The 14,902-nt window shown below is 73.1% G+C and carries 13 protein-coding genes; 9 read left to right on the top strand and 4 right to left on the bottom strand.

All coding sequences use genetic code 11. The features are described 5' to 3' along the window. The first annotated feature begins 1 nt into the window (after position 1). Positions 2–994, top strand: coding sequence for a DUF3068 domain-containing protein (locus tag ACFYX4_RS01085; protein ID WP_389323727.1), 993 nt, complete (start codon positions 2–4; stop codon positions 992–994). On the opposite strand, the gene hrpB is transcribed toward ACFYX4_RS01085, so the two are convergent. After that, a complete protein-coding gene (gene hrpB / locus ACFYX4_RS01080; protein ID WP_389323724.1) occupies positions 984–3,527 on the bottom strand; it encodes an ATP-dependent helicase HrpB in 2,544 nt (847 codons plus the stop codon). The two genes, ACFYX4_RS01085 and hrpB, sit on opposite strands and share 11 nt — an antisense overlap. Positions 3,528–3,603: 76 nt before the next feature. After that, positions 3,604–4,554, bottom strand: a complete 951-nt coding sequence (locus ACFYX4_RS01075; RefSeq protein ID WP_389323721.1) for a class I SAM-dependent methyltransferase — start codon at positions 4,552–4,554, stop codon at positions 3,604–3,606. Between the two features lie 228 nt (positions 4,555–4,782). Between ACFYX4_RS01075 and rpsA the strand changes: the two genes are divergently transcribed. From rpsA to ACFYX4_RS01055, 4 genes are all read left to right on the top strand, one after another. Continuing rightward, complete coding sequence (rpsA, locus tag ACFYX4_RS01070) at positions 4,783–6,279, top strand: 30S ribosomal protein S1 (protein WP_389323718.1); 1,497 nt, start codon at positions 4,783–4,785, stop codon at positions 6,277–6,279. A gap of 191 nt (positions 6,280–6,470) precedes the next feature. Next, complete coding sequence (locus ACFYX4_RS01065; RefSeq protein WP_389323715.1) at positions 6,471–7,409, top strand: PAC2 family protein; 939 nt, start codon at positions 6,471–6,473, stop codon at positions 7,407–7,409. A 103-nt stretch (positions 7,410–7,512) separates the two neighbouring features. Continuing rightward, entirely contained in the window at positions 7,513–8,115 is a 603-nt protein-coding gene (gene coaE, locus ACFYX4_RS01060; protein WP_389323712.1) for a dephospho-CoA kinase, read from the top strand. Positions 8,116–8,200: 85 nt separating this feature from the next. After that, a complete protein-coding gene (locus tag ACFYX4_RS01055; protein WP_389323709.1) occupies positions 8,201–8,581 on the top strand; it encodes a tetratricopeptide repeat protein in 381 nt (126 codons plus the stop codon). Positions 8,582–8,598: 17 nt separating this feature from the next. On the opposite strand, the gene ACFYX4_RS01050 is transcribed toward ACFYX4_RS01055, so the two are convergent. Beyond that, positions 8,599–8,865, bottom strand: a complete 267-nt coding sequence (locus ACFYX4_RS01050) for a DUF6343 family protein (RefSeq protein ID WP_389323706.1) — start codon at positions 8,863–8,865, stop codon at positions 8,599–8,601. Positions 8,866–9,066: 201 nt separating this feature from the next. Here ACFYX4_RS01050 and ACFYX4_RS01045 point away from each other — a divergent pair, with 201 nt between their 5' ends. The 3 genes from ACFYX4_RS01045 (at position 9,067) to ACFYX4_RS01035 (ending at position 11,091) form a co-directional block, all read left to right on the top strand. Beyond that, positions 9,067–9,750, top strand: coding sequence for a class I SAM-dependent methyltransferase (locus ACFYX4_RS01045; RefSeq protein ID WP_389323703.1), 684 nt, complete (start codon positions 9,067–9,069; stop codon positions 9,748–9,750). 127 nt (positions 9,751–9,877) lie between these two features. Continuing rightward, positions 9,878–10,342: a DoxX family protein gene (locus ACFYX4_RS01040; RefSeq protein ID WP_389323700.1), complete on the top strand. Its 465-nt coding sequence runs from the start codon at positions 9,878–9,880 to the stop codon at positions 10,340–10,342. Positions 10,343–10,392: 50 nt separating this feature from the next. Further along, positions 10,393–11,091 (top strand): uracil-DNA glycosylase, encoded by a 699-nt coding sequence (locus tag ACFYX4_RS01035; RefSeq protein ID WP_389323697.1) that lies wholly within the window; start codon positions 10,393–10,395, stop codon positions 11,089–11,091. 21 nt (positions 11,092–11,112) lie between these two features. Here ACFYX4_RS01035 and ACFYX4_RS01030 read toward each other — a convergent pair whose 3' ends face one another. After that, positions 11,113–12,570 carry a LamG domain-containing protein gene (locus ACFYX4_RS01030; protein WP_389323694.1) on the bottom strand — a complete coding sequence of 486 codons (1,458 nt, stop codon included), beginning with the start codon at positions 12,568–12,570 and terminating at the stop codon, positions 11,113–11,115. Positions 12,571–12,811: 241 nt separating this feature from the next. Between ACFYX4_RS01030 and ACFYX4_RS01025 the strand changes: the two genes are divergently transcribed. Further along, positions 12,812–14,812 (top strand): FUSC family protein, encoded by a 2,001-nt coding sequence (locus ACFYX4_RS01025; RefSeq protein ID WP_389323691.1) that lies wholly within the window; start codon positions 12,812–12,814, stop codon positions 14,810–14,812. The last annotated feature ends 90 nt before the right edge of the window (positions 14,813–14,902 follow it).

Here is a 14,902-nt window from a genome sequence, read left to right as displayed (position 1 = left end):
GATGCGCCGCAAGGCCGGCCTGATCCTGCTCGCCCTCGCCGTGTTCTTCGCGGCGCTGTCCCCGCTGCTGCGCTGGTACGCCTTCCCGCGCCTGGCGAAGATCCCGGCCGACGAGTACCAGACCATGGTCCTGGAGGCGCGGAACGCCACCCTCCTCGACTACGGCACCATGACCGCCCGCACGGTCCCCAAGGTCACCATCGTGCAGACCCTCAAGGGCGACGTGGAGGCCTCCGAGGAGATCGAGAGGACGGCGGGCCGGGACGTCGTCGTCTGGGACGGCCTGTCCTACGTCCAGGGCCCCGACGGCAAGATGGTCTCCAAGGTCCCCGAGCGCTACATCTTCGACGCCCACACACAGGAACCCGTGCACGCCGCCGGCGAGATGGTCGACGGCGACCCCGTCCGGCGCGAGGGCCTGGAGTTCAAGTGGCCGTTCCTGACGGAGAAACGGGACTACGAGTACTTCGACGCGCAGGCCAGGATCACCGCCCCCATCCACTACAAGGGCACCCAGGACTTCCGCGGCGTGGAGGTCTACTACTTCGAGCAGACCATCCCGTGGACCAAGGTCCCCATGCCCAAGACCATGCCGGTCGCCGGCATCACCCCCGAGACCGTCGCCGCGACGGGCACCACCCGCTGGTACACCACCGTCCGCAAGTTCTGGGTCGAACCCCTCACCGGCGCGCCCGTCTACGGCGAGGAGATCCACCAGGAGGAACTGCGCGGCGGCACCCTGCTCGGCGACCGCGACCGGGTGACGGCGTTCGCCGGGCACGTGAAGATGCGCGAGGACTACATCGCGCACACCGTCGACCTGGTCAAGTCCAACCGCACCCTGGTCCTGCTGATGACGTCCTACCTGCCCTGGGGCTTCCTGCTCCTCGGCGCGGCCCTGCTCGCCCTCGCCCTCTGGCTGGAGGCCCGCGGCCGACGCCCCGGCGGACCCCCGCCCCACGAGCACGCCGAACCCGAGCCGGTCACCGTCTGAGCCGCGCGTTGGTGTGCCGGGTCGGCTCGGCGCCCGCCGGGTCCTCCGGCCACGGATGCTTCGGATACCGGCCGCGCAACTCCGCCCGCACGCCCTTGTAGCCGTCCCGCCAGAAGGACGCGAGATCGGCGGTGACGGCCGCGGGCCGCCCGGCGGGGGACAGCAGATGCACCAGCAACGGCACCCCCGCGACCCGCGGCGACTCCTGGAGCCCGAACATCTCCTGGAGCTTGACCGCGAGCACCGGCTGCCGGGGATCGCCGTAGTCGACGCGGATCCGGGACCCGCTCGGCACCGTGATCCGCTCGGGCGCCAGCTCCTCCAGCCGCGCCGCCTCACCCGACGCCCACGGCAGCAGCCGGGCCAGCGCCTCCCCGGCGTCGATCCGCGCGAGATCGGCCCGCCGCCGGGCCCGGCTCAGCTCGGGCTCCAGCCACTCGCCCACACGCGCGTGCAGCGCCGCGTCCGCCATGTCCGGCCACGGCTCCCCCAGGTGCAGCCGCAGGAACGCCAGCCGCTGCCGCAGGACCTCCGCCTCCGCCGGCCACCGCAGCAACCGCAACCCCTCCTGCCGCAGCCCTTCGACGAGCGCCTCGCGTACGAGGCCGGCGTCGGCGTCCCTGAGCGGACGCGCCGTCAGCTCCACGGCGCCGAGCCGCTCCACGCGCCGCGCGACGACGTCCCCTCCGTCCCAGTGGACCTCCTCCCGCTCGTCGAGCAGCGCACCGGCCGCGAACCGCGCCATGTCCTCGTCGACCGCCGCCGCGAGCTGCACCCGCGCGTGCCCCTTGCCGAGCGGCCGGTCGGCCACGGCCACGGCGAGCCAGGGCGCGCCCCGCAGCGGGGACCCGTCGGACACCTCGGACCGGGTGCCCGACACCATCTGGTACGACCCGCCGTCGAACCGCGCGATCCGCTCCGGGAACGCCAGCGCGGCCACCAGCCCGGCGACCTGCTCGTCCCGCGCGCCCGCACCCCACTCCACGCTCCCACGCGGCGAGGAGCCGCCGGCGGACGGACCGGAGACCTCCGCGCCGACCACGGACCGCAGCCGCCGGACCTCGGCACGCCACCTCCCGGCGTAGGCGTCGCCCCCGCGCCGCGCGCGCCGCACCGCGGCGGCCAGATCGTCGCCGTACTCCCGCGGAGCCTCCTCGCTCAGCAGGGCGACCACCTCCGCCGCCCGCTCCGCGCCCACCAGCGCCGCCCCGTCCAGCAGGGCCCGCCCCAGCCGGGGGTGCAGCCCCAGCCGGGCCAGCCGCAGCCCGCGGTCCGTCGCCCGGCCGTCGCGGTCCACGGCCCCCACGGCCGTCAGCAGCCGCCGCGCCGCCGCCATCGCCCCGCCCGGCGGCGGATCGAGCAGCGCCAGCCCGGAGGCCTCCGGATCGCCCCAGCAGGCCGTCTGAAGGGCGAACGCCGCCAGGTCGGCCACCTTGATCTCCGGGGACGGGAAAAGCGGCAGACGCGCGTCCTCCGCCTCCGTCCAGCACCGGTACACCGTCCCCGGCGCCTCACGCCCCGCCCGCCCGGCCCGCTGCCGCCCGGCCGCCCGCGAGGCCCGCACGGTCGCCAGCGCGCTCAGCCCGCGCGCGTGGTCCACCCGCGGCTCCCGCGCCAGCCCCGCGTCGACGACCACCCGCACCCCGGGAACCGTCAGCGAGGACTCCGCCACGGACGTCGCCAGCACCACCCGGCGCCGGACGCCCGGCGCCAGCACCGCGTCCTGCACGGCCGCCGGCGCCCGCCCGTGCACCTGGAGCACGTCCACCCCCTCCAGCCCCCCGAGCAGCCCCGCCACCCGCGCGATCTCCCCGACGCCGGGCAGGAAGCACAGCACGTCCCCCGACCGCTCGCCCAGCGCCCGCCGCACCACCGACGCCACATGACCCGGCAGCGCCGGATCGACCCGCATCCCGTGCGGCGGCCGCAGCGGCCGGACCGGGGGAGCCCACACCACCTCGACGTCGTACGAGGCGCCCCGCGCCTCCACCACCGGCGCGCCGCCCAGCAGCCGCGCCCACCCCGCCGTGTCCGTCGTCGCCGAAGCCGCCACCAGCCGCAGCTCGGGCCGCAGCGTCTCGCGCACGTCCCACAGGAACGCGGCCGTCGTGTCCGCGTCCAGATGCCGCTCGTGGCACTCGTCGAGGACCACGACGTCGACGCCCGTCAGCTCCTGGTCGCGTTGGAGGCGCTGGAGCAGCACACCGGTGGTGACGACCTCCACGCGTGTGTGCCGTCCGACGACCCGCTCCCCGCGCACGGTGAAGCCGACGCTCTCGCCGGTCTTCTCGCCCAGCAGCCAGGCCATCCGCCGGGCCGCCGCGCGTGCGGCGATCCGCCGCGGCTCCGCCACGACCACCCGCCGGGCCGGGCCCTCGCCCAGCAGGCCCGCCAGCGCCAGCGGCACCAGCGTCGTCTTGCCGGTGCCCGGCGGCGCGGCCAGCACGGCGACGCCGGGCCCGTCCAGGGCGTCGTTCAGGGCGGGCAGGGCGGCCCGCACGGGCAGCGCGTCCAGGGCGTCGTCACGGATCACGCCCCCAGTGTCGTACGCCCCGGGAAGCCCCTCGTACGCGCGCGTGCGAGAAGGAACGTGCGCACAGGCGCAGCGGCTAGTCCCGCTCGCACACGAAGATCGCGGTGCCCGGGATCAGGTTCCCGCGCAGCGGCGACCAGCCGCCCCACTCCGAGGTGTTCCAGGCCGGCCACTCCGGCTCGACGAGGTCGACCAGGCGGAAGCCGGACGACGCGATGTCGCGGACGCGGTCGCCGAGCGTCCTGTGGTGCTCGACGTACACCGCGCGGCCGTCCTCGTCCTGCTCGACGTAGGGCGTGCGGTCGAAGTAGGAGGAGGCCACCGACAGTCCTTCGGGGCCGGGCTCGTCGGGGAACGCCCAGCGGACGGGGTGCGTGACCGAGAAGACGAAGCGGCCGCCCGGCCGCAGCACCCGCCGCACCTCGCGCAGCACCAGCCGCGGGTCCGCCACGAACGGCAGCGCGCCGTACGCCGAGCACGCCAGGTCGAAGGAGGCGTCCGCGAAGGGCAGCGCGCCCGCGTCGGCGCACACCAGGGGGAACGATCCGCCGATGCGCAGCGCGTGCTGGAGCTGGCGGTGGGAGAGGTCCAGGGCGACCGGCCGGGCCCCCTGGGCGGCGAGCCAGCGCGAGCACTGGGCCGCGCCGCCGCCGATCTCCAGGACGTCCCTGCCCTTCAGGTCCTCGGCCGGGCCGAGCAGCTCGGCCTCCACCTCGTCCAGGCCCTCCGGGCACCACACGAAGCGGTCGTCGCCGAGGAACGTGCCGTGCTCGACCTGGTACTCGTCCGCGTTCCGGTCCCACCAGCCGCGATTGGCGCGGGAACTCTCCGTGACGTCGGCGTCACGCCGGGTGGCTTCCGGTTCGAACGCATCGGGCTCTTGGATGATCGGCTCCCTCGTCGTACTCTTCCGTTCATCCCGCCGGGGGCGTGTCGCGGAAGAGGTCTTTCCGGCCTGTCTGGCCTCGCAGGACGTTTCTTGTGCCGGGTATGCGGTGTTCTGCCCCGGGTGTGCGCCTTCGCGCATTGACCCTGCCCGGCTGCCCCCGTATGCTACAAGTTGCGCTGCGGGCCTGCGCACCTCAGACGTAGCAGGCTGCGCTCGCATCTGTCGTATGTCCCCTCGGTTGTCGAGGCGTCATCACCGGTTCACCGGTGGGGCGCTTCCTAGGCTGTCCGGCTTCTTCAGAGCGATACGGGCTCCCGGCGTAGCAGTACCTACGACTTCAATGTCCGCACCGGAGCCCTTTCCCACATGACGAGCAGCACCGAGACCACCGCCACCACCCCGCAGGTTGCGGTCAACGACATCGGTAACGAGGAAGCCTTCCTCGCCGCGATCGACGAGACGATCAAGTACTTCAACGACGGCGACATCGTCGACGGCGTCATCGTGAAGGTCGACCGGGACGAGGTCCTGCTCGACATCGGTTACAAGACCGAAGGTGTCATCCCGAGCCGCGAGCTCTCGATCAAGCACGACGTCGACCCCAACGAGGTCGTCGCCGTCGGTGACGAGATCGAAGCCCTTGTCCTCCAGAAGGAAGACAAGGAAGGCCGCCTGATCCTCTCGAAGAAGCGCGCCCAGTACGAGCGTGCCTGGGGCACCATCGAGAAGATCAAGGAAGAGGACGGCATCGTCACCGGTACCGTCATCGAGGTCGTCAAGGGTGGTCTCATCCTCGACATCGGCCTCCGTGGCTTCCTGCCGGCCTCCCTCGTCGAGATGCGCCGCGTCCGCGACCTCCAGCCCTACGTGGGCAAGGAGCTCGAGGCGAAGATCATCGAGCTGGACAAGAACCGCAACAACGTGGTCCTGTCCCGCCGTGCCTGGCTGGAGCAGACCCAGTCCGAGGTCCGCCAGACCTTCCTCACGACCCTCCAGAAGGGTCAGGTCCGCTCCGGCGTGGTCTCCTCGATCGTCAACTTCGGTGCCTTCGTGGACCTGGGTGGCGTCGACGGTCTGGTCCACGTCTCCGAGCTGTCCTGGAAGCACATCGACCACCCCTCCGAGGTCGTCGAGGTCGGCCAGGAGGTCACGGTCGAGGTCCTCGACGTCGACATGGACCGCGAGCGCGTCTCCCTGTCGCTGAAGGCGACCCAGGAAGACCCGTGGCAGCAGTTCGCCCGCACCCACCAGATCGGCCAGGTCGTGCCCGGCAAGGTCACGAAGCTGGTTCCGTTCGGTGCGTTCGTCCGCGTGGACGAGGGCATCGAGGGTTTGGTCCACATCTCCGAGCTGGCCGAGCGCCACGTGGAGATCCCGGAGCAGGTCGTCCAGGTCAACGACGAGATCTTCGTCAAGGTCATCGACATCGACCTCGAGCGTCGTCGCATCAGCCTCTCGCTGAAGCAGGCCAACGAGGCCTTCGGCGCCGACCCGGCCGCGGTCGAGTTCGACCCGACCCTGTACGGCATGGCCGCGTCCTACGACGACCAGGGCAACTACATCTACCCCGAGGGCTTCGACCCCGAGACCAACGACTGGCTCGAGGGCTACGAGACCCAGCGCGAGGCGTGGGAGCACCAGTACGCCGAGGCGCAGACCCGCTTCGAGCAGCACCAGCAGCAGGTCATCAAGTCCCGCGAGGCCGACGCCGCTGCCGCGGCCGAGGGCGGCGACGCTGCCGGTGCGGCTCCGGCCGCGGGCGGTGGCTCGTACTCCTCCGAGGGCGCGGACACCTCCGGTGCGCTCGCCTCGGACGAGGCGCTGGCCGCGCTTCGCGAGAAGCTGGCGGGCGGGCAGAGCTGAACGCTGCCGCTAGGCTGAGCCGATAGTTGAGGGCCCGCACCTTTCGAGGTGCGGGCCTTCAGCGTTGCCTTGTCGTTCGACTGCCGACCGCGGGGTCGTTCTCATCCTCGTTGCCATCTTGCGGAGTTGGGCGGGAATGGCCGCGCCCTTGCGCGTGTTGAGACGGTTGAACACGAGGAGGCGCGGTCCAGGTGCTTGATCCGCAGGGTTTGTACGCATGGGAGCCGAAGGGGCTGGCGGTCGTCGACATGGCGCTCGCCCAGGAGTCGGCCGGACTGGTCATGCTCTACCACTTCGACGGATACATCGACGCGGGGGAGACCGGCGACCAGATCGTCGACCGGCTGCTCGACACGCTGCCCCACCAGGTCGTCGCCCGCTTCGACCACGACCGGCTGGTGGACTACCGGGCCCGCCGCCCGCTGCTGACCTTCAAGCGCGACCGGTGGAGCGCCTACGAGGAGCCCGCCATCGAGGTGCGGCTCGTCCAGGACACCACCGGCGCCCCCTTCCTGCTGCTGTCCGGCCCCGAGCCGGACGTGGAGTGGGAGCGTTTCGCCGTGGCCGTCCAGCAGATCGTCGAGCGGCTCGGCGTGCGCCTGTCGGTGAACTTCCACGGCATCCCCATGGGCGTCCCGCACACCCGCCCGGTCGGCCTCACCCCGCACGGCAACCGCACCGACCTCGTCCCGGGCCACCGCAGCCCCTTCGACGAGGCGCAGGTCCCCGGCAGCGCCGAGGCGCTCGTCGAGTACCGCCTCATGGAGGCCGGCCACGACGTCCTCGGCGTCGCCGCGCACGTCCCGCACTACATCGCCCGCTCCGCCTACCCGGACGCGGCGCTCACCGTCCTGGAGGCCATCACCGGCGCCACCGGACTGGTCCTGCCGAGCATCGCGCACTCCCTGCGCACGGACGCCCACCGCACCCAGACGGAGATCGACCGCCAGATCCAGGAGGGCGACGAAGAGCTCACCGCCCTCGTCCAGGGCCTGGAGCACCAGTACGACGCCGCCGCGGGCGCCGAGACCCGGGGCAACATGCTCGCCGAGCCCGTCGACATCCCCTCGGCGGACGAGATCGGCAGGGAGTTCGAGAAGTTCCTGGCGGAGCGGGAGGGCGACGGCTGAGGGGAGCGGCCCAGAGGGGCGAGCAGCGGGACGAGCAGTGGGGCGAGCAGCGGGTGATGAGCCGCCGGGTGCGTTGCCGGCGGCAGCCCCTATGCTGCGTCTCATGCTGAAAGTGGGCCTTACCGGGGGCATCGGCGCCGGCAAGAGCGAGGTGTCACGGCTGCTCGTCGAGTGCGGGGCCGTGCTGATCGACGCGGACCGCATCGCGCGCGAGGTCGTCGCGCCCGGCACGCCCGGCCTCGCCGCGGTCGTCGAGGCCTTCGGGGACGGCGTGCTCGCCGCGGACGGCAGCCTCGACCGCCCCCGGCTCGGCTCCATCGTCTTCGCCGACCCGGACAAGCTCGCCGCGCTCAACGCGATCGTGCACCCCCTGGTCGGAGCCCGCTCCGGCGAACTGGAGACCGCCGCCCCCGAGGACGCCGTCGTCGTCCACGACGTCCCCCTCCTCACTGAGAACGGCCTCGCGTCGCTCTACGACGTCGTCGTGGTCGTCGACGCCGCGCCCGGGACCCAGCTCGACCGCCTCGTCCGCCTGCGCGGCATGACCGAGGAGGACGCACGCGCGCGCATGGCGGCGCAGGCCACGCGCGAGCAGCGCCGGGAGATCGCCGACGTCGTCATCGACAACGACGTACCGTTGGCCGACCTGGAGCAGCGCGTGAAGGACGTGTGGGCCGAGCTGGAGCGCCGGGCACGCGCCGCCTGAGCCGACGGGGCGGGCCACCCGCGCCACAGGAATAGCGGCACTCCCGCCAGGCGTTGAACGCGTGCAGCGAGGGAAGGAATTTTCCGTGCCCGATACCAGCGGTTCGACCGGACGTACTCCGGAGACGCATGTCATCGACTTCCGCGCCGCCGAGCAACTGCTCGCCGCACGGGACCCGCGGGGCGCGGTGAAGCTGCTCGACGGCGTCATCGCCGCCTACCCCGAGAACACCGCGGCCCGGCTGCTGCGCGCGCGTGCCTTCTTCGCCGCCGCGCAACTGCGGCCCGCCGAGCTGGAGTTCACCATCGTCCTGGAGCGCGAGCCGGACAACGCGTTCGCGCACTTCGCGCTCGCCCGCACCTACGAGCGGCAGGGACGCGGCGACCAGGCCAAGCGCCACTTCCGGCTGGCCGCCGCGCTCGACCCCAACCCGCAGTACCTGAAAGCGGCCCGCTTCGATTCGTAGGCGGCTCGCCACGGATCCTAGGGACGCCGGCGCTCCGGCGGCCGGTACGGCGGGATGTCGCGCCCCGGCTGGTAGTGGGGCCCCTGGCGCAGATGGCGGAGGATCATCGCCAGATCGACGGTGATCACCACCCACAGCACCCCGCAGGCGACCGCCCACCCGGTCCGCCCGACCAGCGCGAACGCGACCGTCCCGAAGGCAGCCCAGAGCAGCCCCCAGACGGTCAGCCACAGACGCATCCGCAACGGACTGCGCGCCGTGACCGGCTCACTGCCTGTACGCATCGGACCATCACTCCTCCTTGCAACGTACTCCTGGTCCCGAACGTTCTCCAGGGGAGCCGGGAACCGGGTGAGGTCAGGCCGGGAGCCGGTTGTCTCCGCACGTCGGCCCTCGAACGAGCTGCTGTCACCCGAACAGGTGATTGGTGCGGGGTGGGGAACGGTCGGGCTGAGACGGCCCGTTCGACGGGTATGACACTCGAAATGCGAGAGGGATACGAGGGAACAGGTCCCGGAGCCATCACGCCGGACGGATGCGCGGTCGAGCTCTACAGCCGCCTGCCCGTGCGCGACGAACCGGACGTCATCGTCGCGGCGGTCCCCGCCGGCGCGCACATCCTGGAGCTGGGCAGCGGCGTGGGGCGTGTGACCCACGCCCTCGTGGAGCGCGGATTCACGGTGACCGCGGTGGACGAGTCCGCCGAGATGCTCGACCGGATCCATGGGGCGCGCACCATTCGAAGCCCCATCGAGGACCTCGACCTGGGGGAGACGTTCGACGTGGTGATGCTCGCGTCGTTCCTCGTGCACGCCGGGGACGTCGAGGTACGGCGCGGCATGTTGCGCGCCTGCGCGCGCCACGTCACGGAGGGCGGGTGCGTCCTGATCCAGCGGGAGGGGGAGGACTACCACACCGACCTGCCACGCGAACGCGTCGACCCGACCGGCTACACGTCCCGCATCGTCTCCGCGGAGCCTGTGGGCGACGGCGTGAACTCGGTGCGCGCGGAGTATGTGTTCCCGGACGCGGTGTGGACCCAGACCTTCCGCTCCCGACCTCTGACCAGAGAACAGTTCGAGGACGCGTTGGGAGAGGCGGGGCTGAGAGTGGAGAGCTATCTGACGGAGGATCGGGTCTGGGTGAGAGCGGTGCCGGCGGAGGCATAGGGGAGGGGCGTATAGAGCGCTGCGGTGCGGCGGCCGAAAGAAACCCGGCGGGCGGCGATGAGTTCGGGGTGGGGGGCGGGTCTTTCTCTGTGACAGCACGATGGATCGCTTCCCACGGGAGACTCCCATGTCCGAGACCGCCGCCACTCGCTCCGCCGCCCCTCGCCCCTCCGCCTCTCTCGCCTCCGCCGCTTCCGAGTCCGGTGGGCGGCGGGGTGCTCGGGTCGTGTTGCGGGGGCTTCAGGTGTTGATCGCCCTCTTCTTCGGGATCGCGAGCGCGCTGCCGAAGCTGATCGCGCATCCGTCGGCCGCCGAGAGCTTCGACAAAATGGGCTGGGGCAGTGCGGGCATGTACGCGATCGGCGTTCTCGAACTGGCCGGGGCCGTGGCCCTGTTGGTGCCGGTGCTCCAGTCGGTGGCGGCGGTGGCGTTGGGTGCGCTGATGGTGGGCGCGTTCGTCGTGCAGGTCACCGTGTTCGACGGGCAGAACGCGGCGACGCCGCTGATCCTGCTCGCCCCGCTGACCCTGATCGCCTGGGCGCGGCGCGGCTGCGTGGCCGACCTGCTGCGGCTGGTGCGACGCGGGGCGTGAGCGTCGGCGTCACCAGGTGGGGGCGTGCGGCGGGGCCGTACGGTGGGGGCATGGACGCCCTCGCCGAACTGGACCGGCGCATCGCGGGGTGTCGGGCCTGCCCCCGGCTGGTGGACTGGCGTGAGGAGGTGGCCCGCACCAAGCGGGCGGCCTTCGCGGACTGGACGTACTGGGGCCGCCCGGTGCCCGGCTTCGGCCCGCCCGACGCCCGGCTGCTGATCGTCGGACTCGCCCCGGCCGCGCACGGAGGCAACCGCACCGGCCGCATGTTCACCGGCGACCGCTCCGGAGACGTGCTGTACCAGGCGCTGTACGACGTGGGGCTCGCCTCGCAGCCGACGTCCGTGTCCGCCGCCGACGGCCTGGTGCTGCACGGTGTGCGGGTGACGTCGCCGGTGCACTGCGCGCCGCCCGCCAACAAGCCCACTCCCGGGGAGCGGGACACCTGCCGACCCTGGCTGGTCCAGGAGCTGCGGCTGCTGCGGCCGACGCTGCGGGCGGTGGTCGTCCTGGGCGCCTTCGGCTGGCAGGCGGCGCTCCCGGCGTTCGCCGAGGCCGGCTGGTCCGTGCCCCGCCCGCGGCCCGCCTTCTCCCACGGGGCCCGGGTGGAGCTGGACGGCCTCGCTCTCTTCGGCTGCTTCCATGTGAGCCAGCGCAACACCTTCACCGGGCGGCTCACCCCCGAGATGCTCAGGGACGTCCTGCGGACGGCGGCGGCGACGGCGACGGCGACGGCGGGACCTCGGTGACAGCCGGCCCCGCCGCGCTTCTCAGACGATGCGCGCCGCGGCGAGGGGCCGCTCCGCCACCGGGTGGGCGTCGTCCTTGTGGGTGTTGACGCTCCACCGGTACCGGGAGAACTCGCCGGTGCCCTGCGAGGCGTAGAACATCATGTGGCCGATGCCGACGCCCTCGAAGTTCTCCTCCTTCACGAGGCCGACCATGCGGGTGTCGGGATACTTCGGGTAGTTGGTCAGCGCGTACACGCCGTGCGGCTCGGCCGTGCAGTCGACGACCTCGACGGCGTACTGCGTCTCGCCGGCGAAATCCGCCACCCCGCTGAAGACGCCCTTGACCTCGCGGACCATGACGATGTGCCCCGTGTTGTTCTCGACCTGGCCCCGGTAGTCCACCGCGATCAGGTCGCCCGGCTGGAGGTCGGTGACCTTGCGGATCTGCTGGAAGCGCGGGCCGGCGGTGCCGTCGGCGAAGGCCTGCCGGTAGTCGGCGGCCTCGGGGATGCGGTCCTGGAAGTACTGGGTGAAGTAGGAGTCGGCGGCCCAGCCGTAGGTGTGCTTGAGCACCCAGGTGAGGAAGGACGAGCAGCGGGCGTGGGCGACCCAGCTCGCCAGGTCGTCCGGGGTGCCCCAGGTGACCGTCGAGGGGGAGCCGATCAGGTAGCGGTTGTTGTCGCGCGCCTTCTTGCCGCTGATGAGGTACGCCTCGGCGGCGCTCAGGGCGCGGCCGTAGGCGCGGACGTCGTCGACGGCGCCCTTGAACTGGTTCACGTACGCGCCGTTCCAGCGGGCCCGCCCGATGCTGAAGCCCTGGGGCGCGGCCCACGACAGGGCCGCGTCGGCGCTGCCCTCCAGCTTGCCGTCGACGTACAGGTGGACGCGGGCGCCGTCCCAGACACCCGTCAGGTGGGTCCACAGCCCCGGCACGGGGGCGGTGGTGGACAGGGCGGAGATCTTGACGCTCTGGTCCTCGCTGCGGACCTTGAACGCCCACTTGCCGGCGGTGTCGTCGTACTGGAGCAGGAAGCGGCTGCACGCGGCGCCGTCCTGGCTGACCGCCGTGTACATGTTCGTGAGGACGGCGTCGTTCGCGAGGCGCACCCAGGCGGAGACCGTGAACGGGGCCGTGGTGTCCAGCACGGAGGCGGTGGCGGCGTGAGCGCTGTCGAGGCTCAGCTCACCGCCGGCCCGAAGCGCCGACCAGCTCGCGCCCGCGCCGAGAGTGACGGGCCGGCCCCGCCCGGAGCGGTCCGCGCCGGAGCCGTCCAGCGGCCAGTGCCCGGCCAGCCCCTCCGGCAGATGGCCGGCCGCGAGCAGCCGCTGGTACTGCACCATCCGCTCCGCCTCCGCGAGGTGCGGCACGCCGACCGGGGTGAACGGCGTGTCGAGCGGGGCGGCGGCTGCGGCGGCCCCCGCACCGCCCAGCACCCCGCTCATCGCGCCCGCCCCCACCAGCGCCGCACCGCTCAACAGCCCGCGTCTGCTGACCATTTACGCTCCCCATCCCGTCAGCCATGCATCGCCGTCGGACTCGTGCCCGAAGGATCGAGAGAGTCTAGGCAGAGAGTTGCGTACATAAAGAACGCGGGTTTCCGGCCCCGTGTCACCTTCCCGAAACGCCACGGCCTCTCGCTCCCCCGGTTCGACCCGTACCGTGGAGGCACAGCTCAGCACCAGCCCCGGCCGCCGTCGCCCGAAGGCACACCCCCGCCCTCGTCTCGACAGGAGCTTCGTGTCCCCGCGCCCGTCCCTTCCCGTTCGCGTACGCGCCGCTCTGCCGCCCTGGCTCGCCCATGCCCTGCGCGCGCAGCGCGGACCCGTGCCGTGGAGCGCCGTCGTGCGCGGGGCGCTCGCCGCCGGGCCGCTGCTGCTGGTCGCCGTGCTCGTCGACCGCACCTCCCTCGGGGTGGTCGCCGCCGTCGCCGCGATGCTCGCCGGGATCAACGACCGGCCCGGCAGCCGGCGGGCCTCCGTGCGCAGGCTCGGGGAGCCCGCGCTCGCGGGAGCGGCCGGGCTGCTCGTCGGGACGTACGCCGGGGACCACGTCGGCGCGGTCGCGCTGACGCTCGTGTTCACCGGGCTCGGGCTGCTCGCCGGCGGGATGAGCGCCATCGGGCCGGTCGCCTCGGGCGCCGGCACCCAGCTCCTCGTCGCCGCGGCGATCGGCGCGGGGATGCCGCTGCCCGACAGCGGCTGGCTGCGCGCCCTCGCCTTCCTCGCCGGGGCCGGCTGGCTGCTCGTGCTGCGGCTCGTCCTTCCCACGCCCGGATCGCTGGTCGGCGACTCCCGCTTCGACTTCCGTCTCGACTTCCGCTTCGACGGCGAACGGGCCGCCGTCGCCGGGGTGTACGAGGCCGTTGCCGCACTGCTGGACGCCGCCGGTACCGAGGACGCCCTCGCCCGGCGCGCCGCCCTCACCGCCGCCCTCGACCACGCGCAGGACGCCCTGGCCGGGCCCCGGCTGCGGCGCTACGCCAGTTCGGCGGCCGAACGGCGGCTGCACGCGCAGTACGCCGCCGCGCTGCCCCTCGCCGAGGCGGCGACCGCCCTCGCCTGGGCCGGCGAACCCCTCACCGAGCGGGCCTCGGAGGGCCCCCGCCGTCTCGCCGCCGCCGTACGGGGGAACGCGCCCACCGGTCCGCTGCCCGCGCCCTCGCGGTCGGCGCCGGCGCTACGGGCCCTGGACGACGCCCTGTTGCGGGCCGCCGACGCCTTCGACCAGGGCGGCGGGGGCGATCTGCACACGCGGCGACGTGGCGCACGTGACCTGCTCCGCACCGCCTTCGGCGTCGGCGGGCGGGAGTACGGGCTGCGGGTCGCGCTCTGCTTCGGGGCGAGCGCCGCCATCGCGCAGGGCCTGTACCACTCGCACTGGTACGGGCAGCACACGCACTGGTACTGGCTGCCCGCCACCGCCGTCTTCCTCGTCAAGCCCGACCTCGGGCCGCTGGTGTCCCGGGTGCTGTGCCGGGCCGCCGGAACCGTCCTCGGCGCGCTGCTGTTCGCCGGGTTCGCCGCCGTGCTGCCCAGGCCGGAGGGGCTGGTGGCCCTGGTCGCGCTCTGCGGGGCGCTCATACCGGTCTCGACACGGCACTTCGCCGCGCAGACCGCCGTCGTCACCGTCCTCGTCCTGGCGCTCGTCATGGTCGGCGGGGAGCCCCAGGCCTCCGTCAGCCGGATCTGGGAGACCCTGCTGGCCTGCGCGATCGTGCTGATCGTCGGGCACCTGCCGATGCCGGGGGAGCGCGGCGGGCAGGTGAACGCCCGGCTGACCGCCGCCGCGACCGCCGCCCACGCCTACCTCGTCCACGTCCTCGAGGGCCCCGACACCGGAAACGGCCCCGACACCGGACGCGGCCTCAACGTCCCCTACGTCAAAAGCGGTTCGGTCGACTCGCACCGCCCTGACGTCCGCGCCGCCCGCTGGACCCTCCGCCGCGAGGCCTACCGCACCCTCGCCGAGGCCCGCACCGCCATCGCCCTCTCCGCTGCCGAACTGCCCGCCCTCGCCCGGCACACCGAGGGCACCGACGAGATCGCCGCGCTGCTGGAACGGCTCGTCGACACGACCACCGCCTGCGCCGTCCACCTCGACGACACCGGACGGCTCAGCAGCCGACAAAGCGGACAACTCGCCGAACTGCTCGAAGAGCTGTCCGCTCATCGGGAACGTCTGGGGCTGCCGGCGAGAGGCTCCACGGGAGACCCGCCGGGACCGGCCGTCGCCGTGTAGGCGGGTCGGCGGGTCGGCGGGTCGGCGGGTCGGCGGGTCGTGTGTGCGGCGCGCGGCCGAGTCCGCCCGCAGTCCCGCCCGCGATCACTT

This window comes from Streptomyces sp. NPDC002328 (genome assembly GCF_042890065.1).
Classification (GTDB): Bacteria; Actinomycetota; Actinomycetes; order Streptomycetales; family Streptomycetaceae; genus Streptomyces.
The sequence above is the reverse complement of the archived record's forward strand: the minus strand, read 5'-3'. Positions and strand labels throughout refer to the sequence as shown.